The following is a 23,799-nucleotide window of genomic DNA, read 5'->3' as shown; positions in this document are numbered from 1 at the left end:
CGCACCCTGACCGCGCCGCGCGCATCCCATGGAGAAGCGCAATGTCCGCATCGTCAAGCGATACCCCTGTCTGGTTCATCACCGGCTGCTCGACCGGCTTCGGCCGTGAACTGGCCGCCGCGGTCATCGAGAAAGGCTGGCGCGCGGTGGTCGCGGCGCGCAACCCCGACAGCGTCGCGGATCTCGTCGCGCGTGCCGCGGACCGCGCCATCGCGGTGCGCCTGGACGTCACGCGTGCCGATGAAATCCAGTCCGCCGTCGCGCAGGCGCATGAAGCATTCGGCAGGATCGACGTGCTCGTCAATAACGCCGGCTTCGGCTATCTCGCGGCGGTGGAAGAAGGCGAGGATGACGAAGTGCGCGCCATGTTCGAAGCGAACTTCTTCGGCGCGGCGGCGATGATCCGCGCCGTGCTGCCGCGCATGCGCGAGCGGCGCTCGGGACACATCGTCAATATCACGTCGGTGGGCGGGCTGGTCGGCAATCCGGGCAGCGGCTATTACGCGGCGACCAAGTTCGCGCTCGAAGGTCTTGGCGAGGCCTTGGCACGCGAGACCGAGACGCTCGGCATCAAGGTGACGGCGGTCGAGCCCGGTCCGTTCCGTACGGACTGGGCGGGGCGCTCGCTGAAGCAGACGCGTCATTCCATCGACGACTACGCCGAAGGCGCGGGCACGCGGCGCGCGGCGATCGCGGAACGCAGCGGCAGGCAGCCGGGCGATCCGGCGCGCGCCGCGCAGGTAATCATCGAGGCGGTGACCGCGGCCGAGCCGCCGGGACATCTGGTGCTCGGCGGTCCGGGTCTCGAACTGGTGCGCGGCAAGCTTGCCCGCCTCACGGCCGAGATCGACACGTGGCACGAACGCAGCGCCTGGACCGACAACCCGAGCTGAAGCACCCGCCGATGAACCCGCACGAAGCCCGCGCCCATGTCCGCGCGCTGATCGCCGCCGACGCCGCCGTGCTGCACGTCGCACCGCCGCGCGTGCGCTTCGTGACGCCCGGCGGCGGGCCGTGCTACGAGGCGCTGTTCAACCGCATCGAGATCGACGCCGCCACGCTCGCCTTGCCCGAGCCGCTGCTGAATGTGGTGATCGCGCATGAAGTCGGTCATGCGACGCAGCGCAGGACCATGCTCTTCGACCTCGCGCGGGCCATGCTGCTCATGGCGGCATTGCTGTCGGTGCCGTGCGTGTTGTTCGCGGCCTCGCCCGAGGAAGAGCTGTGGCGCGTGAGTGCGCCGGGCATCGGCGTGGTGCTGGCGTTGTTTGCGTCGCGGAGAATCTGGCGCACGCATGCCGCGAGACGCTGCACGGCCCTCGAACTCGATGCCGACGCCAAAGCGGCCTCGATCCACGGCGCATCGCTGGCGTTGCAGGCGCTGGAAGTGATGGCGACGCGCGGCCGTATCGACACCGCGCGGCTCGATGCCATGCGCGCCCGGCTCAGGTCGAACGATTGAAACCGGCAGAAACGAAAAAGCACGCACGTCCTGATGCGGACGTGCGTGCTTCCATGACAAAAATGAAGCTTTACTGTGCCGGCGCGGCGGGCGGCGTCGACGACTTCTTGTGGTGCTTATGCTTTTGTCCCTTCTTGTGATACGCGGGACGCGGCTTGTTGTCCGGGTAATCCGCAGCAGCGTAAGTCAGAGTAGGCGCCGCGAAAGCCGCCAGCACCAGGAGCACGAGGGACTTCTTCAAAGACGTTTTCATCGGAGACTCGCTTTTTAGGAGATGGCCTGAACCTGCATGCAACGCATGTCCCGCCGCGTTGCGTTCCGAAAAATACAAGACCACAAGCACTACCGCAACCATGAAATCCGGCGCTCATGCGACCGCGCGGCGCCTGGAGATGGCCGCGCGCTCAGGCAACAGTATATTGCACAAAAAAATGCAATCATCCAGTAGGTATCCATAAGCTCTTGAAGCGACAAAACTTTTGTCGGTTCGCACTGCTGGCCTGAGGGTCATCAAGCTGCCGGTGGTCCGCGACAACTGTCATGTTCTGCATCTACTATCGTGCCTGCTCTCAACTCAGGGACGATCCAGTGAAAGAAGACGACATCCGCCGAAACGCTTTCGCCATGCCGGTGCATAACCCGGCGTATCCGCGTCCGCCGTTCCGCTTCCTCAATCGCGAGTACTTCATCATCTCGTACGAGACGGACCTCGATGCCTTGCGCGCCGTGGTGCCGGAGCCGCTCGAAGTCGACAGCGCCCTCGTGCATTACGAATTCATTCGCATGCCGGATTCATCCGGTTTCGGCGACTACACCGAGAGTGGCCAGGTGATCTCGGTGATCGATCCGGACGGCGCCAAGGCCAGCTACACCCATGCAATGTATCTCGACGATGAAGGCCCGATCGCGGGCGGCCGCGAGATCTGGGGCTTTCCGAAGAAGCTGGCGTCGCCGCGTCTTTCGGTGGATGGCAAGGACACGCTGCTCGGCACGCTCGACTACGGCACGCAGCGCATTGCCACCGGCACGATGGGCTACAAGTATCGTCCGCTCGATCCCGAAACCGAACGCAAGAAGCTCGCCGACACGCCCAACTATCTGCTGAAAGTGCTGCCGCACGTCGACGGCACGGCGCGCGTGTGCGAACTGGTGCGTTTCTTCCTACGCGACGTCAGCGTGCTCGGCGCATGGGAAGGCCCCGCCGCGCTCGAACTCAACGCGCACGCGCTCGCGCCGGTCGCGGATCTGCCGGTGCGCAAGGTGGTCGGCGCGCGGCACGTGATCGCGAACCTGACGCTGGACATCGGCGAAGTCGCCTACGACTATCTCGCCCCCGGCGAACTGAAGCTCGCGGTCAATCAATAACTCTCATCGAACAAGGAGCAGGCACATGGCACTGCAAGGAAAAGTCGCGCTCGTCACGGGCGCTGCAAGCGGCATCGGCGAACAGACGGCACGCAAGCTCGCCGCTGACGGCGCGGCTGTCGTCATCGCCGACCTGAACCTCGCGAACGCGCAGAAGGTGGCGGACAGCATCGTCGCGGAAGGCGGCAAGGCGATCGCGGTCTCCATGGACGTCACCAGTGAGGAAGCGGTGAACGCGGGCATTGAAGACACGGTGGCCAAGCTTGGCGGCATCGACGTGCTGGTGTCGAACGCGGGTATCCAGATCGTCGCGCCCATCGAGGAGTACGCGTACTCGGACTGGAAGAAGATGCTCGCCATTCACCTCGACGGCGCGTTCCTCACGACCAAGGCCGCCATCAAGCACATGTACGCGTCGGGCAAGGGCGGCTCGATCATCTACATGGGTTCGGTGCACTCGCATGAAGCATCGAAGCTGAAGTCCGCCTATGTCACCGCGAAGCACGGCCTGCTGGGTCTGGCGCGCGTCGTCGCGAAGGAAGGCGGCCCGCGCGGCGTGCGCGCCAACGTGGTGTGCCCCGGATTCGTGCGTACGCCGCTCGTCGAGAAGCAGATTCCCGAACAGGCGAAGGCGCTCGGCATCTCCGAGGAAGAAGTCGTGAAGAACGTCATGCTGAAGGAAACCGTCGATGGCGAGTTCACCACCGTCGCCGATGTCGCGAACACGGTCGCGTTCCTCGCAGGCTTCGAATCGAACGCGCTGACGGGGCAGTCGGTGGTCGTGAGTCACGGCTGGTTCATGCAATAAAAACGAGCACAACGACAAGGAGAATCCATGCGCCGCAGTCAACGCAACTCACTCACGCAGGCGAACCACGTCGCGCTGCCGGACTACGACGAGGTCTGTCTCGTGCTGCAAGGCGGCGGCGCGCTGGGTTCCTACCAGGCGGGCGTATTCGAAGGGCTGGCCGAGGTGGGCGTCGAGCCGAGCTGGACCTCGGGCATTTCCATCGGCGCGCTGAATACGGCGATCGTCGCGGGCAATGCGCCTGAACACCGCGTGGCGGCGCTGCGCGGCTTCTGGAACACCATCTGCCAGCCGGCGGACCTGATCGGGCACGTGGGCGCGTTCGTGCCCGCCGCGTTCGGCTTCGCGAACATGGGCCGGACGTTTTCGAGCATGTGGGCGGCGGCGCGTGCGCTGACCGAGGGCCAGCGCGGCTTCTTCTCGCCGCGCGTGCAGGTGCCGGCGCTCGTTCCGGACGCGCAGGCGAAGCTCCCGAGCAATGTCAGCTATTACGACACCTCGGCATTGCGCGCGACGCTGCTGAAGTTCGCCGACTTCGACCGCATCAACGACGGCAACATGCGCGTGTCAGTGGGCGCGGTGAATGTGCGCACGGGCAATCTCGTGTACTTCGACAACACCAAAATGCGTCTTGCGCCCGAGCACTTCATGGCCTCGGGCGCGTTGCCGCCGGGTTTTCCGGCGGTGGAGATAGACGGCGAGTTCTACTGGGACGGCGGGCTGGTCTCGAACACGCCGTTGACGGAGATCATCCGCGAGAGCCAGCACAAGGACACGCTCGTGTTCCAGGTGGATCTGTGGAGCGCGCGCGGCACCTTGCCGGGCGATTTCCTCGACGTGAGCGAGCGCACCAAGGACATCCAGTATTCGAGCCGCACCCGCGCCATTACCGATTTCGTCTCGCACAATCAGAAGCACGCGCGGCTCATCAAGGAATTGCTCGAACACGTGCCGGAGAAGGTGCGGCGTTCGCATCCGCTGCTGCGCGAGGCGCAGAAGGTCGCGGACGGCGGCGCCGTGAACATCGTGCATCTGATCTACAAGAACAAGTTCTTCGAAGGCCACTACAAGGACTACGAGTTCAGCAACGACACAATGGACGAGCACTGGGCGAGCGGACTCGAAGATATCCGGCGGTCGTTCGGCCATCCGGAATGGTTCGAGATTCCGAGTCACGACCTGGGTTTCGTCACGCACGACGTGCATCGCTTCGAGGCCGCGCCGCAAGCCGTGGCCGAGTTGCCGAAAGCGGTGTCGAAGCCGCTGGAAGACGACATTCCGGCCGACGCCTGAACCACGAGAAAGTGCGCCTCAGCCCGCCGCCATGCGCGCGGCGGTCTCCTTCAGCTGTGCGACGAACTGATTGACGATCACCGATCTCGGCCTGCCCGGCGCGAACAGGAACCGAGGCTCCACGGGCACCGCCGGCGAAAAGCGTCGCGAGACGAGATCGGGGAACGAGCGGCCCATCAGCGCGAACGGATCGACCAGCGCGACGGCATTGGCCTCCCGCACCAGCGCGCACAGCACCGGCGTGCTGTTCGAGACGAACGCGCTCGAAAAACTCCTGCCTTGCGCGCGAAACGCCTCGCGCAGCCGCCAGCCGGTCAGCGTGTCCTCGCCGAAGGTGGCGAGCATTTCGGCGTCCAGCAGACGCGGCGTCACGGTCTTGCGATCCGCCAGCGGATGCCCGGCGCGCATCACGCAGCGCAGCTCCGCGCTGCAAAACTCTTCCACTTCGAGCGTGCCTGACGGCGCGGCCACATCGAGAATGCCGAAGTCCGCCTGATTGTTGTTCACGTATTCGACGACGTGCCGCGTGGGCAGCGCGCGGATATCGAATTCGACAGACGGATGCGTCTCGCGAAACTCGCCGACCGCCCGCGCGACGATGGTGGTGGCGAGCATGGACACGGTGGATACGCGAATGGAGCCGCGCTGTCCTTGCTGGATCTCGCGCGCCGTTTCCGCAATCGACTGCACGCTGCCGAACAGCCGTTCGATCTCCGGCAGGATGGCCTCGGCCTCGGGCGTGCAGACCAGCCGGCCTTTCACGCGCAGAAAGAGCGTGAGCCCGATCTCTTCTTCCAGCATGCGCAGCGTCTTGGTCACGGCGGGCTGCGACACATACAGCAGCCGCGCGGCCGCCGACACGCTGCCGGCCTTCACGACCGCACGGAAGATCTCGAGATGACGCACTTTGAGCATGGCGGGCACCGGGAAAAGGTATAACTTTTCGGCAGGAACAAGCTTAGCAGAATGTATTGGTTTTCATACTTTTGAAACCGTACACTGATTTCAGTCGCATGAACGCATGAGCCAATCGAACTGACATTCAAGGAGCCTTGCTGTGAGCATTCCCGACGCAACGGTGTGGCGCGCACGCGCCGAGTCACTCCGGCCCGAGGGGCGGGCGTTCATCGACGGGCAATACGTGTCCGCGCTCTCCGGCAAGACCTTCGCCACCGTGAATCCGGCCACGGGCAGGGTCATCGCGGAGATTGCCGAGTGCGGCAGCGAGGACGTGGACGTGGCGGTCGCCAGCGCGCGGCGCGCGTTCGAAACGGGCGTCTGGTCGCGCCGCGCGCCCGCCGAGCGCAAGGCCGTGATGCTGCGCTTCGCGCAATTGATGATGGAGCATCGCGAGGAACTGGCGCTGCTCGAATCGCTCGATGTCGGCAAGCCCATCGCGAACGCCTATAACGGCGACATCGTCAGTTCGGCGACCTGCATCCAGTGGTACGGCGAGGCCATCGACAAGCTCTATGGCGAAACCGCGCCCGCCGCCCCCGACATGACCACGATGATCGTGCGCGAGCCGCTCGGCGTGGTGGCGGCGGTCGTGCCGTGGAACTATCCGCTGTCCATGGCGAGCTGGAAGCTCGGCCCGGCGCTGGCTGCGGGCAATTCGGTGATTTTGAAGCCCGCCGAGCAGTCGCCGCTGAGCGCCATCCGCATTGCCGCGCTCGCGGCGGAAGCGGGTTTGCCGCCCGGCGTGCTCAACGTGCTGCCGGGCTACGGCGAGACGGCGGGGCGTGCGCTCGGCCTGCACATGGACGTCGATGCCGTCGGCTTCACCGGCTCCACGGCTGTGGGCAAGCTGTTCATGCAGTATTCCGGACAGTCGAACATCAAGCGCGTGGGCCTCGAATGCGGCGGCAAGAGCCCGCATATCGTGCTCGACGACTGTCCCGACCTCGACGCCGCCGCGCGCGCCGTCGCGGCGGGCATCTTCGCCAACAGCGGACAGGTGTGCAATGCGGGCTCGCGTCTGATCGTCCACGCCGCCGTGCGCGATGAACTGCTGGAGAAGGTCGCGGCCATCGCGCGCGATCTCGTGCCCGGCGATCCGCTCGATCCCGCCACGAAGATGGGCGCGATCGTGAGCCAGGTGCAGCACGAGTCGGTGATGTCGTATATCGACGCCGGCCGGGCCGATGGCGCGCAGGTCATCGCGGGCGGCCGCGCGGCGCGGACGGAATCGGGCGGCTTCTTCATCGAGCCGACCGTCTTCGACCAGGTCAGCAACACCATGCGGATCGCGCGCGAGGAGATCTTCGGGCCGGTGCTGGCGGCGATCACCGTCGAGTCGCCGGAGGAAGCCGTGCGCATCGCCAACGACACCATCTACGGCCTAGCCGCCGCCGTCTGGACCTCGAACATCACGCGCGCGCAGCAGGTGTCGCGTCAGCTGAAGGCGGGCGTGGTGTGGGTCAACTGCTTCGACCGCGGCACGATGTCGTCGCCGTTCGGTGGCTTCAAGCAATCCGGCTTCGGCCGCGACAAGTCGATGCACGCCTTCGACAAATACATGGACTGGAAGGCCATCTGGATCGCCGGATAAAGCATCGCCCCGACCCGACCACTCAGGGAGACCGACATGAAAGCGCAAGTCCCGCAGCAACCCGAAGCCGAAGCCGACGCCCCGGCGCCCGCGCGCCGCGTATTCCTGCAACAGGCGGGCGCGCTCGCCGGGGCCGCGCTGCTCGGCGCGCCGGCCATCGTGCGCGCGCAGTCGAAGAGCATCGCCGTGACCTGCTGGGGCGGCGCCTACGAAGCCGCGATACGCGGCGCGTTCGCCGAGCCGTTCACGAAGGAGACCGGCATTGCAGTGACGCTCGTCAACAGCGCGGACCTCGCGCGCATGAAGGTGCAGGTTGAGTCGAAGAACGTCTCATGGGACGTGTTCGACAGCATCGGGCCGCAGATCGTCACCGGCTCGCGCCAGGGCATGTGGGAAAGGCTCGATCCGGCGATCGTCAAGACCGATGGCCTCATCACGAAGACCGGGGCGGATTTTGTCGGCACGTATTCGTATGCGGGCGGCATCGGCTTCGATCCGAAGCGCAGCGGCAAGCCGCCGACCACCTACGCCGAGTTCTGGGACGTGAAGAGCTATCCGGGGCGGCGCGGTTTGCGTCCGCGCGTCAGCGAGAATCTGGAGATGGCCCTGCTCGCCGATGGCGTCGCGCCCGACAAGCTCTATCCGCTCGACGTCGAACGCGCCTTCAAGGCGATGGACCGCATCAAGCCGGCGGTGCGCAAGTGGATCGAGACCACGCCGGAAACCGTGACGCTCATAGCCAGCAATGAACTGGACTTCACCTACACCTATCTGAGCCGCGTGCTGCCGGCCCAGCGCGCGGGCACGTCCATCCAGATGTCGATGAAGCAAACCCTCAACAGCCTCGAATATCTTGCGGTGCCGAAGTACGGCAAGAACACGCAGGCCGCGATGCAGTACGTGGCGTTCTGTTTGCGTCCGGACCGGCAGGCGGCGTTCTGCGAGTTGGTGGAATTTGCGCCTAACACGGCCGCCGCGCTGCCGCTGGTCTCGGCCGCCGCGAAGGCGCGCATGCCGGACATGCACGATGCGAACAGCATCGTCATCAACGACCAGTGGTGGGGCGATCACTACGATGCGCTGCAGAACCGCTTCACCACCTGGATGCTGACCTGAGCCCCCGGCGCGCGCGATGAACTACTCGCTGAACCTGAAGTCCGTCATCGTCATGCTGCTGCCGCTCTACGGGCTGCTCGCGGTGTTCTTTCTCTGGCCGCTCGGTCTGGTGGGCTGGTCGAGCATCTGGGAGAACGGCTTTACCCTGCGCGGCTATGCGCAGGTGCTGAGCAATCCGCTGATTCATCGCGTGCTCGGCAATACGCTCGTCATCAGCGTGACCGCGACGGTGGCGAGTCTCGTGCTCGGCTATATCGTCGCGCTGCATCTGGCGCGGCTGCCCGCGTCGAAGCGCACGCCGTATCTCGTGATGGTGATGCTGCCGTTCTGGACCAGCATCCTCGTCAAGAGCTATGCGTTCACGGTGGTGCTGGGCAGCGCGGGAATCATCGCAAAGCTGGCGGGATGGATCAGCGGCGACGCCTGGCATCCGGACCTGATGTTCAACCGTACGGGCGTGGTGATCGGCATGAGCAACTATCTGCTGCCCTTCATGGTGCTGCCCATCCTGACGAGCCTCACCGCGCAGAACCGCAACCTCAAGTTCGCGGCGGAGATGATGGGCGCGGGCCAGTGGCTGATCTTCGCGCGCATCACGCTGCCGCTCTCGATGCCCGGCGTGATCGCCGGCGTGCTGATGTGCCTGACGCTCTCGATGGGCATGTACATCACGCCCGCACTGCTCGGCGGACCGCGCGACATGATGCTCGCCAACCTGATCGACTTCTACACGCGGCAGACGCTCGACTGGACGCTCGCCGCGTCCATCGCGATGATGCTGCTCGTGCTGTCCGGCGTGCTGATCGCGCTGCTCGGACGCGTGCAGCGCGGCCAGGAGGCTTTCGCATGACGTCCACCGCCGCCCGTGTCAGCAAGGACTTTGCGGTGCCGGAACCGCGCCGCCGTGATTTTCGCGGCATGTGGCGCGTGCTCGGCGCGCTCGGCGGCTGGTGCGGCTATCTGTTCCTGCTGCTGCCGAGTCTCGTGGTCGTGCCGGTGTCGTTCGGCGGCGGCAACGAACTGAGCTTTCCGCCGAAGACCTTCTCGCTGGAACTGTTCCACCGCTTCCTGACCGATCCCGCGTGGTGGGGCTCGGCGCTCACGAGCGTGATGGTCGCGCTGCTGGCCTCGGCGATTTCCGTGGCAGTGGGCGTGCCGGGCGCGTATGCGCTGGCGCGCGGACGTTTCCCCGGCCGCCGCGTGCTGGAAACCTTCGCGATCACGCCGATGCTGATTCCCGTCGTGGTCCTGGGCCTCGGCATCTACAAGCAGTTTTCCATGCTGGCGCTGGTCAACACGGTGTGGGGCATCGCGCTGGCGCATGCGGTGCTGGTGGTGCCGTTCGTCGTGATCGCGGTGGGGTCGGGGCTCAAGCACGCGGACCCGGCGCTCGAAGCGGTCGCCATGCTGATGGGCGCGAGCCGCGTGCGCATCTTCTTCCAGGTGGTGTTGCCGCAGATCCGTGCGTCGGTGGCCGTGAGCGTGCTGTTCGCGTTCCTGCTGTCCTTCGATGAAGTCGTGGTCGCGTACTTCATCTCCGGCCCGCAGACAACCACCTTGCCGGTCAAGATGTACAGCGCGATCCGCTGGGAAGTGTCGCCGGTGCTGGCGGCGGTATCGACGCTGCTGACGCTTGTCTCGCTCGCCGTGTGTCTCGGCATCATGGCCCTGCAACGGCGCGACGCGCCCGCCGAATAATCTCTCTGACAACCATCATGGCGAACCAGTACGACGCGGTGATCATCGGTGCGGGCCACAACGGCCTGGTCTGCGGCGCTTATCTCGCGCGCAAGGGCTTCAAGGTGTGCCTGCTGGAGCGTCGCGGGCTGGCGGGGGGCGCGGCGGTCAGCGAGGCCGTGTGGCCGGGGTATCGCGTGTCGGTGGCGTCGTACACGATGGCGCTGCTGCAACCGCGCATCATCGAGGAACTGGAACTGGCGAAGCATGGCTACGAGATCATCGTGCCGCCGCCGATGACACACCTGTACGGCGGCGGGCGCAGCCTGATCGTGCGTGCGGAAGGTCCGCGTCTGTTCGAGGACATCGCGCGCTTCAGCGCGAAGGACGCCGACGCCTACAGCAAGTATCGCGCGCACATGACGAAGCTCGGCAAGCTGGTGGCGGACATGCTGTGGGAAATCCCGCCCGATCCCGCCGATGGCGCGCTCGCCGCACGAAGCCGTCTGCTCGGCTTTGCGTGGCGCTTCCGGGACATGGGCGAGCGCTTCTACGACCTCTACGACGTGCTGACGCTTTCCGCGCGCGACTACCTCGCGCGCTGGTTCGAATCCGACGAGATGATCACTGCGATGGGCTTCTACGCCTCCTGCGGCGGCGCGGCCACGAGCATCTGCTCGCCGGGATCGGCGTATGTGCTGCTGCGCGGTTTCATCCGCGATCACACGACGCCCGCCGGTCCTGCCGGTTTCGTGCGCGGCGGCATGGGGTCGATTTCGGAGGCGATTGCCGCGTCGGGCAAGGCGCACGGCATGGAAGTGCGCTGCGATGCGCCGGTGGCCTCGGTCGAAGTGAAGGGCGAGCGCGCGACCGGCGTGCGGCTTGCATCGGGCGAACTGATCGAGGCGGGCTGCGTGATCTCGAATGTGGCGACCAAGGTGCTGTTCCAGCAACTGGTCGGCGCGGAGCATGTGCCGGCGGAATTCCGCACGCGCGTCGCACAGATCCGCGACCGTTCCACGGCGTTCAAGGTCAATCTCGCGCTGAATCGCCTGCCCGTCTTCAAGGACTTCGACGCACGCGCGGCCGGCTTCGATTACCCGGCGCAGGTGCGCATCGGGCCGTCGGTCGAGTATCTCGAACGCGCGTGGGACGCCGCCAAGTATGGCGAGATCGCGCCGCATCCGCCGCTCGTCGTGATGAGTCCGAGCGTGGTGGATCCGGGTGTCGCGCCCGAGGGCAAGCATCTGATGAGCATCTTCGGCCAGCACGCGCCCTATGCGTTGCGCGAAGGATCGTGGGACACGCAGCGCGAGCGGCTGGTCGAGATCGTGCTGGATACGCTGGCGCAGTACGCGCCTGACATTCGCGAATGCATCGACGCGGCACAGGTGCTGTCGCCCGTCGATCTCGAACGGATCTTTGCGCTGCCGGGCGGCCACGTGCATCACGGCGAACTCAGCGCCGACCAGATCTTCTTCCGACGCCCGGTGCGCGGCGCGGCGGACTATCGGACGCCGGTCAAAGGGCTTTACCAATGCGGCGCGTCGGTGCATCCCGGCGGCGGCGTGACGGGGGTGCCGGGGCACAACGCGGCGCAGGTCGTGATGGGCTGCGAGCGGCATTGAGCGGCAACGAAGCAACGAACAGCGGATTCCGACGATGAACATGATCGAACTGAAGCAGGTCTCGCGGCGCTACGGCGACGTGCAGGCGCTCGCGCCGCTGGACTTCAGCGTGAAGCAGGGCGAATTCGTCACGCTGCTCGGACCGAGCGGCTCGGGCAAGACGACGCTGCTCAATCTGATCGCGGGCATGGTGAAGCCTTCGTCGGGACAGATCTTCGTGCGCGGCGTCGACATCACGAACGCGCCGCCGAGCGCGCGCGGCCTCGGTATGGTGTTCCAGAACTATGCGCTGATGCCGCACATGACCGTGTTCGACAACATCGCGTTTCCGCTGCGTGTGCGCAAAGTGCCGAAGGACGAGATCCGCCGCCGTGTGCACGAGGTGCTCGACATGGTGCGCCTGCCGGACCTGGCCGCGCGCAAGCCGAAGGAACTCTCGGGCGGACAGCAGCAGCGCGTGTCGCTGGCGCGCTGCATCGTCTATAACCCGGCGCTGATCCTGCTCGACGAACCGCTCGGCGCACTCGACAAGAAGCTGCGCGAACAGATGCAGTTCGAGATTCGCCGGCTGCATGCGCGGCTCGGCATCACGATGCTGAACGTGACGCACGATCAGGACGAAGCGCTTTCGATGTCCGACCGCATCGTGCTGATGAACGAAGGACGCGTCGAGCAGATCGCGACGCCCGACGAGCTGTATCGCGCGCCACGGACGGCGTTCGCGGCGAGCTTCATCGGCACGGCGAACCTGATTGCGGGCACGGTGCAGGAAAGCGGCGACGAGCACATCGTGGTGTCGACCGCGCTCGGCATGCTGCGCGCGGCGCGCGGGGGGAACGGCGTGTCGCGCGGCGCGGCGGTCAAGTTGCTGGTGCGTCCGGAGAGCGTGCGGATGATGCCGGCCGCATCCGGCGAAGAGGCGCAACGGGAGCCGCGCCACGCCGGCACGCTCGAAGATTCGATCACGCTCGGCAGCGTGGTGCGCCATCACGTGCGCCTGCCGGGCGACATGCAGATCGTCGTGCAGCAGCAGGGCGGCAGGCACGGCGCGGCTCATGCGCGGGGCGCGCCGGTGATGCTCGACTGGGCGCCGGAGGATTGTCAGGTGATCGCGCAGGACTAGCGTCAGCCAGGGCCAGACCCGCGGCGTGCAGTGCGCCGCGCTACGAGGATGGGTTTCAGGAGAACACGATGACAACACAGTCGCCGACCGTGGAGGACGAACTCGTCCGTCGAAAACGGCAGGAACAGCTCGCGTTGCCCGAGTCGCTCGGGCAGTTCGTGCGCGAGCAGGCCGCGCTCTACGGCGGCAAGACCGCGGCCGTGTGGTTCGAGCGCGGGGTCAGCATGACCTACGCCGAACTCGATCGCGCGGCGTCGCAGCTTGCCGATGCGCTCGTCAGGCGCGGCGTGCGCAAGGGCTGTCACGTGGCGCTGATGTTGAAGAACGCGCCCGAGTTCCCGGTGACGTGGATCGCGCTCGGGCGCATCGGCGCGGTGATGGTGCCGGTGAATACCGCCTACACGCGCGATGAAATGCGCTTCGTGCTCGATGACGCCGACGTCCAGTATCTCGTGATCGATGAGGAATACGTCCCGCGCCTGGAAGGCTTCGACGCACTGCCCGGACTGCTGGCATGGGAACGCGTGATCGTGAGCGGAGCGTACGGCGCGCGCGCCGACCTGCTGCAATGGCAAACGCTGCTGGCTTCGGGGCGCGCGGACTTCGCGGCGCCGGCGCATGTCTCCCGCGACGATCTGCTGAACCTCCAGTACACCTCCGGCACCACGGGTTTCCCGAAGGGCTGCATGCTGAGCCACGACTACTGGATGATTCACTGCCACGGCGCGGCGCGGCATCGCCGGGGCGCGGACGCGGGCATCGAGAACGTGCTGATCTGGGCGCCGTTCTTCTACATGGACCCGCTGTGGCAGTTCCTGATGACGCTGAAGCTCGGCGGCACCGCCTACATTGCGGAGCGCATGAGCCTGACGCGCTTCATGTCCTGGCTGATCGACTATCGCATTCACTACTGCATCTTTCCGGAGCCGGCATTGAGCCAGCATCCGCGCGGTCCGGGCGATGCCGCCGTGTGCCTGAAGTACATCAGCATCTATGGCTGGACCCGGCCGGCGCGCGAGGAAGTGCAGGCGCGCTTCGGCGTGATCGCGCGTGAAGGCTTCGGCATGACCGAGGTCGGGACGGGCGCGCTGGTGCCGGCGTGGGCGGGCGAGAAAGCGCTGGAACGCACCTGCGGCCTGCCCGCGCCGTTCCGCGAGCTGCAGATTCGCCGGGAAGACGGCAGCCCCGCGCAGGTCGATGAAGTCGGCGAATTGTGGATACGCGGACGCGGTATTTTGTGGGGCTACTACAAGCGGCCCGAAGCCAACGCCGAAAGTTTCGACGGCGACTGGTTCCGCACCGGCGACCTGTTCCGGCGCGATGCCGACGGCTTCTATTACATCGTCGGCCGCATCAAGGAGATGATCAAGCGCGCGGGCGAGAACGTCTCGGCGACGGAAGTGGAGACCGTGCTGCGCAGCATGGACGCCATCGACGAAGCTGCCGTCGTGCCCGTGCCCGATCCGTTGCGTCGCGAGGAAGTGAAGGCGTATCTGAAGCTGCGCGAAGGTTTCACGCGCGCGGAGGTGACGCCCGCTGCCGTGTTCGAGCATTGCGCGCGGCATCTCGCGGCGTTCAAGGTGCCGCGTTATCTCCAGTACATGGAAGGCGATTTTCCGCGCACGCCTTCGAGGAAGATCGCCAAGAAGCGGTTGATTGCCGAGACGGCCGATCCCTTCGTGAACACCTACGACCGCCAGGAAGCGCGCTGGCGGTGACCTGATTTGTGCAGGAGTCTCTCATGTTCGTGGACTTTTCGAGTCGTCCGCCCGTGTTGCAGTTCAACGGGCCTGCGGACCATCTGTCGAATTACCGGCGCGTGTATCAGGGCACCGAGGCGCAGGCGGCCAGCACCGTGTGTCACGATCCGCTCGCCGACTACCTCGCGATCTACGAGCGGCTTCAGGCGCGGCACGTCGTGCTCAAGGCGCGCGACCTGACCAGCACGTTCGGCGTGAAGATATCGAACGAGGATGTGGCCGCGTTCTGCCGTAAGCATGGCGAGCGCTATATCGGTTTCGCGGGTGTCGATCCGCATGCGGGCGCGACGGCCGTCGCCGAGTTCGAGACCGCCGTGCGCGAGCTCGGCCTGCGCGGCCTCAATGTGCAGGGCTTCGAACACCGGCTGGCCATCGACGACCCGCTGCTGTTTCCGCTGTATGCGAAGTGCGTGGAACTGGACGTGCCGGTGAACATCCATTGCGGCGCGAACTTTTCCACCCATACGTCGATGATGTACGGTCATCCGGCCGCGCTCGACCGGGTGATGATGGCGTATCCCGGCCTGCGCGTGTGCGCGTCGCCGCCGGGCTGGCCATGGGTGCAGGAACTGCTGGCGGTGGCGTGGCGGCATCCGGGCGTGTGGATCGGCACGGTGGCGGTGCGTCCGAAGCTGCTGGCCACCGCGCATTCGGGCTATGAAGCCTTGCTGCAATACGGCCGGACCGTGCTGAAGAAGCGCATGATCTTCGGCTCCGCCTTTCCGATGATGCCTGTTGAACGCGCGCTGGAAGAGTTCGATGCGCTGGAGATGGCCGACGAAGTTCGCGAGGACTGGCGCTGCCATAACGCGCTGGCATATCTCGGTTTGTGACGGCGGTTTTTGCGTTACGCTGACGGCTCTTCTTCGCGCGAAAGGAGCAGTCATGAGCGAATGGAAACCCGCGTCGTATCCGTCGGTGAGCCCGTATCTGGTGTGCGAGCAGGCGGAGAAAGTCATCGACTTCCTTGAACAGGTGTTCGAAGCGGCGCTCGTGCGCCGCTTCGACCGGCCCGATGGCTCGCTGATGCACGCGGAAGTGCGCATCGACGACAGTATCGTGATGATCGGCGGCGGGGCGGCCGGGCAGGTGTCGGCGGGAACGCATGTTCATGTGTACGTGCGCGATGCGCAGGCGGTCTACGAGCGCGCGCTGCGGCAGGGCGCGGAAAGCGTGCAGGCGCCCGGCCGCAAGCGTGACGACGATGATCTGCGCGGCGGTTTTCGCGACGCCGCCGGCACTACCTGGTGGGTGGCGACGCAGTGAACGGCTGAATCGCCGCCGTCCTTTTGTATCTCACTGTATCCGCCCGTCGCGACGATACACGTCGATTCACAACCGCCCGTCGGCGAAACACGGCAGATACGTCCCGCAGTTCAAATACCTCCAGGCCCGAACGATCCGAAACACACAGCGGATCACAACAGGCTCTTCCCAACAAATCCATTGGAGGTAAGTCATGAAACTCATCTCGTCGCTGATCGTCGCCGCCGCTGTCGCGCTTCCCGCTTTGTCGTTCGCGCAGTCGAACCAGCCGCTGACGCGTGCCGAAGTCCGGGCGCAACTCGTCGAACTGCAACAGGCCGGCTACGATCCGGCAAGCGACCAGACGCAATATCCGCAGAACATCCAGGCGGCCGAAGCACGGCTGAACGCCGCGAAAGGCAGTTCGGCATACGGCGCGGTGGCGGATACCGGCGTGGTGTCGGGCGCGCGCTCCAATGCCGCTTCGGGCGATACGACGGTCATCGGCCTCGGTTCGGTGTACGCCAGGCCGTAAGCGTTCCTGGCGGTATCCCGGCGTTCTTCTTCGAGCCCGGGCGGCCTATGCCGTCCGGGCTCGATGCATGTCGGGACCAGCAGAAAGCCGCGTTGCGCACCGCCGAACCGGTTCCGCACCGCAAGCGCTTCACGGAAAATCGGTATCATCCATGTCCTCCGGCGGCGAATTCGCCAAATGTAACAACGCATCGCAGACTCTTGCGTGCGACGCCACTGATTTTCGAGGCGCATATGCCCAACGACGTAGACACCATCACCGACGAGCAGATCGCGTCCATCGCCGCTCGGCTCACCGAAGAAGGCCGCAAGGTTTCCCCGCTGACCGTCCGGGCAGAGCTGCCCGGCGCGTCGATCGTCGCGATCGCGGCCGGCCTGCAACGCTGGCGCGAGGCGCGTCAGCCCGAGGTGCCGCCGCAGCAGGCCCCGAGCGGCCTGCCCGACGACCTCGCCGAAACGCTCGTCAACGTGGCGCGGCGGCTGTGGACCGTCTCGCGCGACGAAACTGAACGCCTGTCCGGGCAGCATCTGAGCGTGGTGAGCCAGCGGCTCGCGACAGCCCTTTCGGACCGCGACGAGGCGCTCGCCGAAATTCAGAAATCCGGCGACGAAGCCGCGAACTATCGACGGGAAGCCGAGGAAGCCAACAGCCGCCTGCGTGCTTCGGAGGAAGCGGCGGTGCAGCTGAAGGAAGAGTTTTCGCAGGCGAGCGCGCGCTTGCAGGCGATCGAGGCGCGCGCAGCGATGGAGCAGTCGCAATTGCAGGCGGTGAAGGAATCGCTCGAAGAACAGCGCCGCGCGAACGAGACACTCAGCGGGATGCTCGCGGGCAAGGATGACGAGATCGCGCGCCTTGGTCAGGAGCATGCGAACCTGCAGGCGCTTGTTGCGGGCAAGGATGAGGAAATCGCGCGCATCGGTCAGGAGCATGCGAACCTGCAGGCGCTGATGTCGGGCAAGGACGAGGAAATCGCGCGCATCGCTCAGGAGCATGCGAACCTGCAGGCGCTGGTATCGGGCAAGGACGAGGAAATTGCTCGCATCGGTCAGGAGCATGCGAACCTGCAAGCGCTCATCTCCGGCAAGGACGAAGAACTGACGCGTATCGCGCAGGAACGCGACACGGCTCGCCAGGACCACGCGACGCTCAGCCAGTCGTCGCAAGTCCGTTCCGACGAAGCCAGCGCCCAGCTGCAAGCCGCCGAAGCGCGCGCCAGCGAAACGCTCCAGCGCATCGCCGCCCTCGAAGCCGAACTGAGCGAAGCGGGCGCCGCGTTGACGGCGGAACGCGCAGCGGCGTCCGCGCGTGGCGAGGAAGCCTCGGCGCAGCGCGAGCAGGTGAGCCGCCTGCAAGGCGAACTCGAAGAAGCGCGCACGCAATTCAACCGCATCACCGAAGAGCGGGCGACGGAAAGCGCCGAACTCTCGCGCGTGTCGAACGAGGTCACGGCCCTGCGCGAGCGCGCCGAAACCGCCGAGAAGAACGCCACCGAACTCGCGCGGCGTCTCGTCGAAAGAGAGCAGGGCGAAGAGTCGGAACTGGCGTCGCTGCAGCGTCAGGTCGCCGCACAGGCCAAGGCGCATTCGAAGTCCTACGACGAACTGCGCAGCAACGCGGAGCAGTGGGTCACGTACGCCAAGGATTTGCGTCAGCGTCTCGACGTGGCCAACGAAAAAATCCTCTTCATCGATGCCCGCAGCACCGGCGAAGTCGCGCTCATGCGACGTCTCGCGGTGGAACTGGAGCGCATGAAACCCGATCATGAACTCGTGTTCCGCGAGGCGCAGCAGAAGCTGATTGGAGACAAGATGTCGCAACAGCTCGCGCAGAAGGGTTATCGCTACGATCCGGCGACGGCGGTCATGTCGAAGATCGAAGGCTGACACGGCCATGAGCGCGACGATGCACGCCACGACGCTTAGTGTGTCCATCGCGCGCGACTGGCGCGAACTCTACGAGGCGATCTGGCGTCCCGAAGTCTTTCCGACCTGGGCTTCGGGACTCGCGCAATCGACGCTCGAAGCCGAGGGCGATCACTGGCGCGCACGCGCCCCGAGGGCGACGTCCTGATCCGCTTCACCGCGCACAATGCGTTCGGCGTAATGGATCATCAGGTGACGCTGCCCGACGGCCACGAAATCACCATGCCCTTGCGCGTGATTCCGAACGGCGCGGGCGCGGAAGTGCTGCTGACGCTGTTCCAGCAGCCCGGCATGTCCGACGAGCAATTCGCCGCCGATGCCGACTGGGTCCGCCGCGACCTCGCCACGCTCGCCGCGCGTCATGGTTCGGCATAGCCTTCATCCTCAAGGCGTCCACCGGTACACAAGAATCTTCGCGCGCGCGTCGTCTTCCACCAGCACGACATATTCGCCATTGGCCCGGCGCGTCGCGCTGATACCCAGTTCCACGTCCACATAGCCGCTCGTCCCGCCGACATTGGCGCCCGGCGTCATCACGCCGACCGCCGCTCCGGTGCGCGCGTCGTAGACATCGACCTTCTGCGTGTACAGCTCCGCGACGAACACATAGTCACCCGCCGTCGCGAGACCGACCGTCGTCACGGGCGGCGTGCTCGCGGTATTCCATGGCAGCGCGATCGACCAGGTCATGACCGGCGCGCCGCCGCTCCAGTTGTCGTAGCGCGCGAGCACCGGGCCGGCTTCCTTCCAGCGCGAAGCATCGTAAGGGATGTTCTGCGTGAAGCCCGAGACATACATCGTGTCGGTGGCCGCGACATACAGCACGCGCCCGATGCGCGTGAACGGCGCGGGCATCGCGTAAGTCTTCGACGCGGCGTACGCATAGACCGGATTGCCGAACGCGTCGAAGCTCTGTATCGGCATCTGCCGGATGCCGCTCGTCGGCGTGCCGAACCACACCGCGCCCGCTGCATCGACCCAGATGAAGCTGTTGCCCACCGTGCTGCCCGTCGACGGATTGCCGGTGTATTCGCCATCGTCCATCCGGCCATCGCCGTTCAGGTCGCGCCACAGCCATTCACCATAGGCCGGCTGGTTCGCCGGATAGCCGCCGGAGATGAAGCTCTCCGCGAACATGCCCGATGGAATCGCGATCTTGCCGTGAGCCGCGTCGAAGCGATGCACGTACAACTCGTGCGAATAAGGATCGAGCGTGTAGAGATACGGGCGGTTGCCGTTGAGACGCCGCACCATCGGCTCGCCGCGCACGTCGCGGCCGATATGCAGTTCGGGATCGTCGGGATACGCGAAGCGGTCCACCGTGTAGGCCGCGTATTTCCACTGCTTGCCGGGCGCCTGGATCCAGTCCATCGTGAAGATCTTCGAACCGGTGTAGATGGTGTCGGGCGCGCCGGGATCGAAGTCGGCGCCGTCGACGAACACGAGGCCGTCCAGTTCCCACAGCAACGCGCGGGAGGTTCCCTTGAAGGCTTGCAGGACCGCGCCCGAACCGACCGACGCCGAATTCAGCGCGCGCGGGCCTTCGCCGTTCTGGCCCGCGTACAGGTTGCCCGCGGCGTCGAAGCCGATGCCCGTGATGAAGTTGAAGCGGCCCGGCTCGATGGTTCCGGGCACGGCATGACTCACGCCGTTCAGCGTGCCGACCGGCGTCAGCGCATGAAACGCCGATGCGGTCCTGCGGTACGGAAGAATCTGCTGGCCGGGGCCGATGTCGGCGATATACAGATCGCCCCATGGCGCGATCGCGATATCCGCCGGCACCGTGCCTGCCGGCAGCACGGGCGCGCCGCCGAGCAGGGCGCCGCTCGCCGCATAGTGCGCGATGGCCGGCTGCCCGGTCAGCGCGCCGGCGATGACCCAGAGCGAGCCGTCGCTGTCGAGCGCCATGCGTCCCGGCGATGCCACGTCGAATGAACGCTTGCGGCGCATCGTCACGGCATCGAACACGATGATGCGGTTCGCGTACTGATCGGCGACGAACAGCTCGGTGTCGTTCGCGGCCAGTCCGCGAATGCCGGCATCGGTGCCGGCGGGTACCGTATCGACGATCAGGAAGCTGTTCTTCGACGCATTCGCGCTGTTGCCCACGCCGCCCGCGAACGGCGCGCCCTGCGCGATGTTGCCGGTCGACCGGCGCGTGATGCCGAACCAGGTATAGCCATTCGGCGGATAGTCCGCGCCGGTGAGGCCGCCGTTCTGATTGCCGATCGACATCGCCGCGTAAAGATACGCGCCGTTGGACGTCACGGCGTGGCCGCCCGCTGCGCCCCAGCCATGCGTCGCGCCGGCAACCGCAAGGCGGTCGCCGTTGCGATACGCCGCGATCTCGGCGCCGCTTTCGTCCCACGGCGAGTTCGTGTAGACGGTGCCGTCGGCGGCGACGTGCAGCGCCTGGATGTCCTGCTGCATCCATTTGCCGTCGCCGTAGCCCCAGGTGTTGCCGAGCCATGAGGTCGTATAAGCGAGCGGGCCGGAAAGCGCAGAGTTCGCCACGAGGCAGGCCAGAAGCAGAGTCAAGCGTTTCATTGCGTGTTCCTTTGCTCGATGTCGCGTCCAGTCTGCTTGTCGGCGCGCTGAAGCGATGCTTGAGACAGAGACGCCGAAGCACGGATCCGGTGCGCATCGGCTAGTATTCGACTCGGATTTGGACCGGACATCGGCGCGAGCGTTGAGATGGGAATGGACATGGATGGACGCGGCAAGGACAAGCGGTCGGACTGGGTGCGGCGGGCCGTGCCGGGCGAGGGCATCGAGCGCATCGAAGCCTGGTTCGGCGGCAAGGCGTACGGCATGCACCGGCACGATACCTACGCGATCGGCCGCACGCTGGCCGGCGTGCAGAGCTTCAATTACCGGCGCGGCCTGCGCAACAGCATCGCGGGACAAACCATGGTCCTGCATCCCGACGAAGCGCACGACGGCCAGGCCGGCACCGGCGAAGGTTTTCGCTATCGCATGCTGTACGTCGATCCGGCGCTCATCCAGGCCGTGCTGGGCGGCCGCGCGCTGCCGTTCATCGACGGCGGCCTGACCACCGACCCGCGCGTGTCCCGCGCCACGGAAGCCCTTTTGCAGCGTACGGAAGGCGCGTTGCCACCGCTCGAACCGCTCGAACGGCACGATGCGCTCACCGAACTGGCGCTGGCGCTCGCGCAGGCTTCCGGCACGCGATTCGCCGACGACACCGGTGACTACGCAAGCGCCGTGCGCGCTCATGACTTCCTGCACGCGCATTGCGACCGCATCATTACACTCGATGAACTCGAACGCGTGACAGGGCGCGACCGCTTCGCGTTATCGCGCGATTTCCGCAAGTTCTACGGCACGAGTCCGTATCGCTACCTGACGCTGCGCCGGCTCGACCTCGCGCGCCGCCTGATGCTCGCCGGCGCGCCGCTCGCCGACGTCGCCGCGCAGGCGGGTTTCGCGGACCAGAGCCACATGACGCGCCAGTTCACGCGCGCCTACGGCATGCCGCCCGCGCGCTGGCGGGCCATCGCACCGCAGCGTTGACGGGCATCGCACGCCTGCACGATCGTTCAAGACCTCGCCGCCGGATGCGCGCACAGTAGGCTCCGTTCATATTCACGACAGCACGGAGTCACATCATGCAGGCCATTCCCTCCACACGCGGACAAGGCATCGCCATCGATCCGCTCGACAAGGCGCGCCGCATCGACGGCTTCTGGCAACAGCGCGTGATCGCCGAAATGAACGACTACCAGTTCAAGGTCGCGCGGCTCGAAGGCGAGTTCGTCTGGCATCGTCATGCGGATACCGACGAGACCTTCATCGTGCTCGAAGGCGAACTGCGCATCGACTTCCGGGACGGTGCGATGACGCTGCGCGCGGGCGAAATCGGCGTCGTGCCGAAGGGCATGGAGCACAAGCCGTTTGCCGCGACCGAGGTGAAGATCATGCTGATCGAACCGCGCGGCGTGGTGAACACCGGCGATGCACCCAGCGACCGCACCGTGCCCAACGACCTCTGGATCTGACGCGCCCGCCTCTGGAACCGCGCCGGCAAGCTATCATGTGCGCATTGCAAAATGTGCCGCACAGGCCGGAGAACCATATGGCTGGACCTCAGGAAAGCGTCAGCATGGCGGTGTTCTGCGATTTCGAGAACGTCGCGCTGGGCGTACGCGATGCGAATTACGACAAGTTCGACATCCGTCCCGTGCTCGAACGCTTGTTGCTGAAGGGAAGCATCGTCGTCAAGAAAGCGTATTGCGACTGGGATCGCTACAAGAGCTTCAAGGCGTCGATGCACGAAGCCAGTTTCGAGCTGATCGAGATTCCGCACGTACGGCAGTCGGGCAAGAATTCGGCGGATATCCGCTTGGTCGTCGATGCGCTCGATCTCTGCTATACGAAGTCGCACGTCGATACCTTCGTCATCGTCAGCGGCGACTCCGACTTCTCGCCGCTCGTCTCGAAGCTGCGCGAGAACGCGAAGAAGGTGATTGGCGTCGGCGTGAAGAATTCCACGTCGGACCTGCTGGTCGCGAACTGCGACGAGTTCATTTTTTACGACGACCTCGTCCGCGAGCAGCAACGTGCGGCCGCCCGGCGCGAGTCGCGCGAAACGCGCGAGCCGAAGCGCGCATCGGAGCCGAAGCAGGAAACGGAGGCGCGCAAATCGCAGGCAATCGCCATCACGGTCGAAACCTTCGAGGCGCTCGCGTCCGAGCGCGGCGAGAGCGGCAAGATCTGGGCATCGGTGCTGAAGAGCGCGATCAAGCGCCGCAAGCCGGGTTTCAGCGAAACCCAGTATGGCTTCAAGGCCTTCGGCAATCTGCTGGATGAAGCGCAATCGCGCGGGCTGCTGGAAGTCGGACGCGACGACAAGTCCGGCGCCTTCGTGTTCCGTTCGGCGGTGGCGGTTTCCGCCGATGTCCGTCCGGCAGAGGTTCCGGCAGTGACGCAGGCGGAGCCGGTGGTGGTGCCGTCGCCGGTGACGCACGTATCGGTGGAAGCGGACGAAGCGCTTCCGGTCAGCGAGGCTGAAACGGCCGAAGGCGCAGGCAAGGCGAAGAAAAGGAAGGCGGCAGCGCCGCGTCGCACGCGCAAGAGCGCCGCGCGGCAGGCGGTGGCGGAAACGCCGCAAGCACCGCAAGCGCCAATCGCAACACAAGCACCCGAAGCCAGCGCGCCGCCGACTGACGCGCCCGTCGAGGAACCCGCGCCCGCCAAGAAGTCTTCGCGCAAATCGTCGTCTCGCGCGCCGTCACGCGCGCGACGCTCGCGCAAGTCCGAAGAGAAGCCCGTCGAGCAATAAGCGTCGGGCCGA

Annotated in this window: 24 protein-coding genes; 21 read left to right on the top strand and 3 right to left on the bottom strand. The window is 65.7% G+C overall.

Going from position 1 to position 23,799, the window contains the following annotated elements:
• Positions 1-41: 41 nt before the first annotated feature.
• Both QCE64_RS26085 and QCE64_RS26080 read left to right on the top strand, forming a co-directional pair.
• Positions 42-893: an oxidoreductase gene (locus QCE64_RS26085; protein WP_309933832.1), complete on the top strand. Its 852-nt coding sequence runs from the start codon at positions 42-44 to the stop codon at positions 891-893.
• Positions 894-904: 11 nt separating this feature from the next.
• Positions 905-1,462, top strand: a complete 558-nt coding sequence (locus QCE64_RS26080) for a hypothetical protein (protein ID WP_310007004.1) — start codon at positions 905-907, stop codon at positions 1,460-1,462.
• Between the two features lie 70 nt (positions 1,463-1,532).
• Here the strand turns inward: QCE64_RS26080 and QCE64_RS26075 are convergent, their stop codons facing one another.
• Entirely contained in the window at positions 1,533-1,715 is a 183-nt protein-coding gene (locus QCE64_RS26075) for a hypothetical protein (RefSeq protein WP_309817394.1), read from the bottom strand.
• Between the two features lie 335 nt (positions 1,716-2,050).
• Between QCE64_RS26075 and QCE64_RS26070 the strand changes: the two genes are divergently transcribed.
• Genes QCE64_RS26070 through QCE64_RS26060 form a run of 3 tightly spaced genes read left to right on the top strand, consistent with a single transcriptional unit; the run spans position 2,051 to position 4,928 of the window.
• Positions 2,051-2,827: an acetoacetate decarboxylase gene (locus QCE64_RS26070; RefSeq protein ID WP_310007002.1), complete on the top strand. Its 777-nt coding sequence runs from the start codon at positions 2,051-2,053 to the stop codon at positions 2,825-2,827.
• 25 nt (positions 2,828-2,852) lie between these two features.
• The gene (locus tag QCE64_RS26065; RefSeq protein ID WP_309817389.1) at positions 2,853-3,635 is read left to right on the top strand and encodes a 3-hydroxybutyrate dehydrogenase; all 783 of its coding nucleotides are present in this window, start codon (positions 2,853-2,855) and stop codon (positions 3,633-3,635) included.
• A gap of 27 nt (positions 3,636-3,662) precedes the next feature.
• Complete coding sequence (locus QCE64_RS26060; protein ID WP_309924691.1) at positions 3,663-4,928, top strand: patatin-like phospholipase family protein; 1,266 nt, start codon at positions 3,663-3,665, stop codon at positions 4,926-4,928.
• Between the two features lie 18 nt (positions 4,929-4,946).
• Here the strand turns inward: QCE64_RS26060 and QCE64_RS26055 are convergent, their stop codons facing one another.
• Positions 4,947-5,843: a LysR substrate-binding domain-containing protein gene (locus tag QCE64_RS26055; protein WP_309924683.1), complete on the bottom strand. Its 897-nt coding sequence runs from the start codon at positions 5,841-5,843 to the stop codon at positions 4,947-4,949.
• A 142-nt stretch (positions 5,844-5,985) separates the two neighbouring features.
• Here QCE64_RS26055 and QCE64_RS26050 point away from each other — a divergent pair, with 142 nt between their 5' ends.
• From QCE64_RS26050 to QCE64_RS37990, 13 genes are all read left to right on the top strand, one after another.
• Positions 5,986-7,479: an aldehyde dehydrogenase gene (locus QCE64_RS26050; protein WP_310006999.1), complete on the top strand. Its 1,494-nt coding sequence runs from the start codon at positions 5,986-5,988 to the stop codon at positions 7,477-7,479.
• A 36-nt stretch (positions 7,480-7,515) separates the two neighbouring features.
• Positions 7,516-8,595 (top strand): ABC transporter substrate-binding protein, encoded by a 1,080-nt coding sequence (locus QCE64_RS26045; protein ID WP_310006997.1) that lies wholly within the window; start codon positions 7,516-7,518, stop codon positions 8,593-8,595.
• Positions 8,596-8,611: 16 nt separating this feature from the next.
• Entirely contained in the window at positions 8,612-9,445 is an 834-nt protein-coding gene (locus QCE64_RS26040; protein WP_309924655.1) for an ABC transporter permease, read from the top strand.
• Positions 9,442-10,293, top strand: coding sequence for an ABC transporter permease (locus tag QCE64_RS26035; protein WP_309924644.1), 852 nt, complete (start codon positions 9,442-9,444; stop codon positions 10,291-10,293). Before QCE64_RS26040 ends, QCE64_RS26035 begins: the two co-directional genes overlap by 4 nt.
• A 17-nt stretch (positions 10,294-10,310) precedes the next feature.
• Positions 10,311-11,900, top strand: a complete 1,590-nt coding sequence (locus QCE64_RS26030) for an NAD(P)/FAD-dependent oxidoreductase (protein ID WP_310006995.1) — start codon at positions 10,311-10,313, stop codon at positions 11,898-11,900.
• Between the two features lie 34 nt (positions 11,901-11,934).
• Positions 11,935-13,023, top strand: a complete 1,089-nt coding sequence (locus QCE64_RS26025; protein ID WP_310006994.1) for an ABC transporter ATP-binding protein — start codon at positions 11,935-11,937, stop codon at positions 13,021-13,023.
• 68 nt (positions 13,024-13,091) lie between these two features.
• Entirely contained in the window at positions 13,092-14,741 is a 1,650-nt protein-coding gene (locus QCE64_RS26020) for a class I adenylate-forming enzyme family protein (protein WP_309924601.1), read from the top strand.
• 23 nt (positions 14,742-14,764) lie between these two features.
• Positions 14,765-15,616 (top strand): amidohydrolase family protein, encoded by an 852-nt coding sequence (locus QCE64_RS26015; RefSeq protein WP_309924593.1) that lies wholly within the window; start codon positions 14,765-14,767, stop codon positions 15,614-15,616.
• A gap of 52 nt (positions 15,617-15,668) precedes the next feature.
• A complete protein-coding gene (locus QCE64_RS26010) occupies positions 15,669-16,049 on the top strand; it encodes a VOC family protein (protein WP_309924585.1) in 381 nt (126 codons plus the stop codon).
• A gap of 193 nt (positions 16,050-16,242) precedes the next feature.
• A complete protein-coding gene (locus QCE64_RS26005) occupies positions 16,243-16,563 on the top strand; it encodes a DUF4148 domain-containing protein (RefSeq protein ID WP_309924578.1) in 321 nt (106 codons plus the stop codon).
• Between the two features lie 233 nt (positions 16,564-16,796).
• A complete protein-coding gene (locus QCE64_RS26000; protein WP_310006992.1) occupies positions 16,797-18,446 on the top strand; it encodes a DNA-binding protein in 1,650 nt (549 codons plus the stop codon).
• Between the two features lie 7 nt (positions 18,447-18,453).
• Positions 18,454-18,633 (top strand): hypothetical protein, encoded by a 180-nt coding sequence (locus QCE64_RS37995; RefSeq protein WP_404987441.1) that lies wholly within the window; start codon positions 18,454-18,456, stop codon positions 18,631-18,633.
• A gap of 32 nt (positions 18,634-18,665) precedes the next feature.
• Complete coding sequence (locus QCE64_RS37990; protein ID WP_404987440.1) at positions 18,666-18,860, top strand: hypothetical protein; 195 nt, start codon at positions 18,666-18,668, stop codon at positions 18,858-18,860.
• Between the two features lie 9 nt (positions 18,861-18,869).
• Here QCE64_RS37990 and QCE64_RS25990 read toward each other — a convergent pair whose 3' ends face one another.
• Entirely contained in the window at positions 18,870-21,032 is a 2,163-nt protein-coding gene (locus QCE64_RS25990) for a hypothetical protein (protein ID WP_404987439.1), read from the bottom strand.
• 147 nt (positions 21,033-21,179) lie between these two features.
• On the opposite strand from QCE64_RS25990, the gene QCE64_RS25985 reads away from it, so the two are divergent.
• The 3 genes from QCE64_RS25985 (at position 21,180) to QCE64_RS25975 (ending at position 23,787) form a co-directional block, all read left to right on the top strand.
• Positions 21,180-22,019: an AraC family transcriptional regulator gene (locus QCE64_RS25985; protein ID WP_309933816.1), complete on the top strand. Its 840-nt coding sequence runs from the start codon at positions 21,180-21,182 to the stop codon at positions 22,017-22,019.
• 95 nt (positions 22,020-22,114) lie between these two features.
• Positions 22,115-22,504, top strand: a complete 390-nt coding sequence (locus tag QCE64_RS25980) for a cupin domain-containing protein (RefSeq protein ID WP_310006990.1) — start codon at positions 22,115-22,117, stop codon at positions 22,502-22,504.
• 77 nt (positions 22,505-22,581) lie between these two features.
• Positions 22,582-23,787: an NYN domain-containing protein gene (locus QCE64_RS25975; protein ID WP_310006988.1), complete on the top strand. Its 1,206-nt coding sequence runs from the start codon at positions 22,582-22,584 to the stop codon at positions 23,785-23,787.
• Positions 23,788-23,799 lie beyond the last annotated feature (12 nt).

It is taken from the genome of Caballeronia sp. LZ043 (genome assembly GCF_031451075.1).
Classification (GTDB): Bacteria; Pseudomonadota; Gammaproteobacteria; order Burkholderiales; family Burkholderiaceae; genus Caballeronia.
The sequence above is the reverse complement of the archived record's forward strand: the minus strand, read 5'-3'. Positions and strand labels throughout refer to the sequence as shown.

Bases quoted from the DNA above. Each gene is read 5' to 3' on its own strand.
- QCE64_RS37995 (WP_404987441.1), top strand. From the start codon at position 18,454: ATGAGCGCGACGATGCACGCCACGACGCTTAGTGTGTCCATCGCGCGC.
- QCE64_RS26025 (WP_310006994.1), top strand. From the start codon at position 11,935: ATGAACATGATCGAACTGAAGCAGGTCTCGCGGCGCTACGGCGACGTG.
- QCE64_RS26045 (WP_310006997.1), top strand. From the start codon at position 7,516: ATGAAAGCGCAAGTCCCGCAGCAACCCGAAGCCGAAGCCGACGCCCCG.
- QCE64_RS26005 (WP_309924578.1), top strand. From the start codon at position 16,243: ATGAAACTCATCTCGTCGCTGATCGTCGCCGCCGCTGTCGCGCTTCCC.
- QCE64_RS26065 (WP_309817389.1), top strand. From the start codon at position 2,853: ATGGCACTGCAAGGAAAAGTCGCGCTCGTCACGGGCGCTGCAAGCGGC.
- QCE64_RS26010 (WP_309924585.1), top strand. From the start codon at position 15,669: ATGAGCGAATGGAAACCCGCGTCGTATCCGTCGGTGAGCCCGTATCTG.
- QCE64_RS26020 (WP_309924601.1), top strand. From the start codon at position 13,092: ATGACAACACAGTCGCCGACCGTGGAGGACGAACTCGTCCGTCGAAAA.
- QCE64_RS26015 (WP_309924593.1), top strand. From the start codon at position 14,765: ATGTTCGTGGACTTTTCGAGTCGTCCGCCCGTGTTGCAGTTCAACGGG.
- QCE64_RS26030 (WP_310006995.1), top strand. From the start codon at position 10,311: ATGGCGAACCAGTACGACGCGGTGATCATCGGTGCGGGCCACAACGGC.
- QCE64_RS26035 (WP_309924644.1), top strand. From the start codon at position 9,442: ATGACGTCCACCGCCGCCCGTGTCAGCAAGGACTTTGCGGTGCCGGAA.
- QCE64_RS26000 (WP_310006992.1), top strand. From the start codon at position 16,797: ATGCCCAACGACGTAGACACCATCACCGACGAGCAGATCGCGTCCATC.
- QCE64_RS25985 (WP_309933816.1), top strand. From the start codon at position 21,180: ATGGGAATGGACATGGATGGACGCGGCAAGGACAAGCGGTCGGACTGG.
- QCE64_RS26040 (WP_309924655.1), top strand. From the start codon at position 8,612: ATGAACTACTCGCTGAACCTGAAGTCCGTCATCGTCATGCTGCTGCCG.
- QCE64_RS26085 (WP_309933832.1), top strand. From the start codon at position 42: ATGTCCGCATCGTCAAGCGATACCCCTGTCTGGTTCATCACCGGCTGC.
- QCE64_RS26080 (WP_310007004.1), top strand. From the start codon at position 905: ATGAACCCGCACGAAGCCCGCGCCCATGTCCGCGCGCTGATCGCCGCC.
- QCE64_RS25990 (WP_404987439.1), bottom strand. From the start codon at position 21,032: ATGAAACGCTTGACTCTGCTTCTGGCCTGCCTCGTGGCGAACTCTGCG.
- QCE64_RS25975 (WP_310006988.1), top strand. From the start codon at position 22,582: ATGGCTGGACCTCAGGAAAGCGTCAGCATGGCGGTGTTCTGCGATTTC.
- QCE64_RS26055 (WP_309924683.1), bottom strand. From the start codon at position 5,843: ATGCTCAAAGTGCGTCATCTCGAGATCTTCCGTGCGGTCGTGAAGGCC.
- QCE64_RS26075 (WP_309817394.1), bottom strand. From the start codon at position 1,715: ATGAAAACGTCTTTGAAGAAGTCCCTCGTGCTCCTGGTGCTGGCGGCT.
- QCE64_RS25980 (WP_310006990.1), top strand. From the start codon at position 22,115: ATGCAGGCCATTCCCTCCACACGCGGACAAGGCATCGCCATCGATCCG.
- QCE64_RS37990 (WP_404987440.1), top strand. From the start codon at position 18,666: ATGGATCATCAGGTGACGCTGCCCGACGGCCACGAAATCACCATGCCC.
- QCE64_RS26060 (WP_309924691.1), top strand. From the start codon at position 3,663: ATGCGCCGCAGTCAACGCAACTCACTCACGCAGGCGAACCACGTCGCG.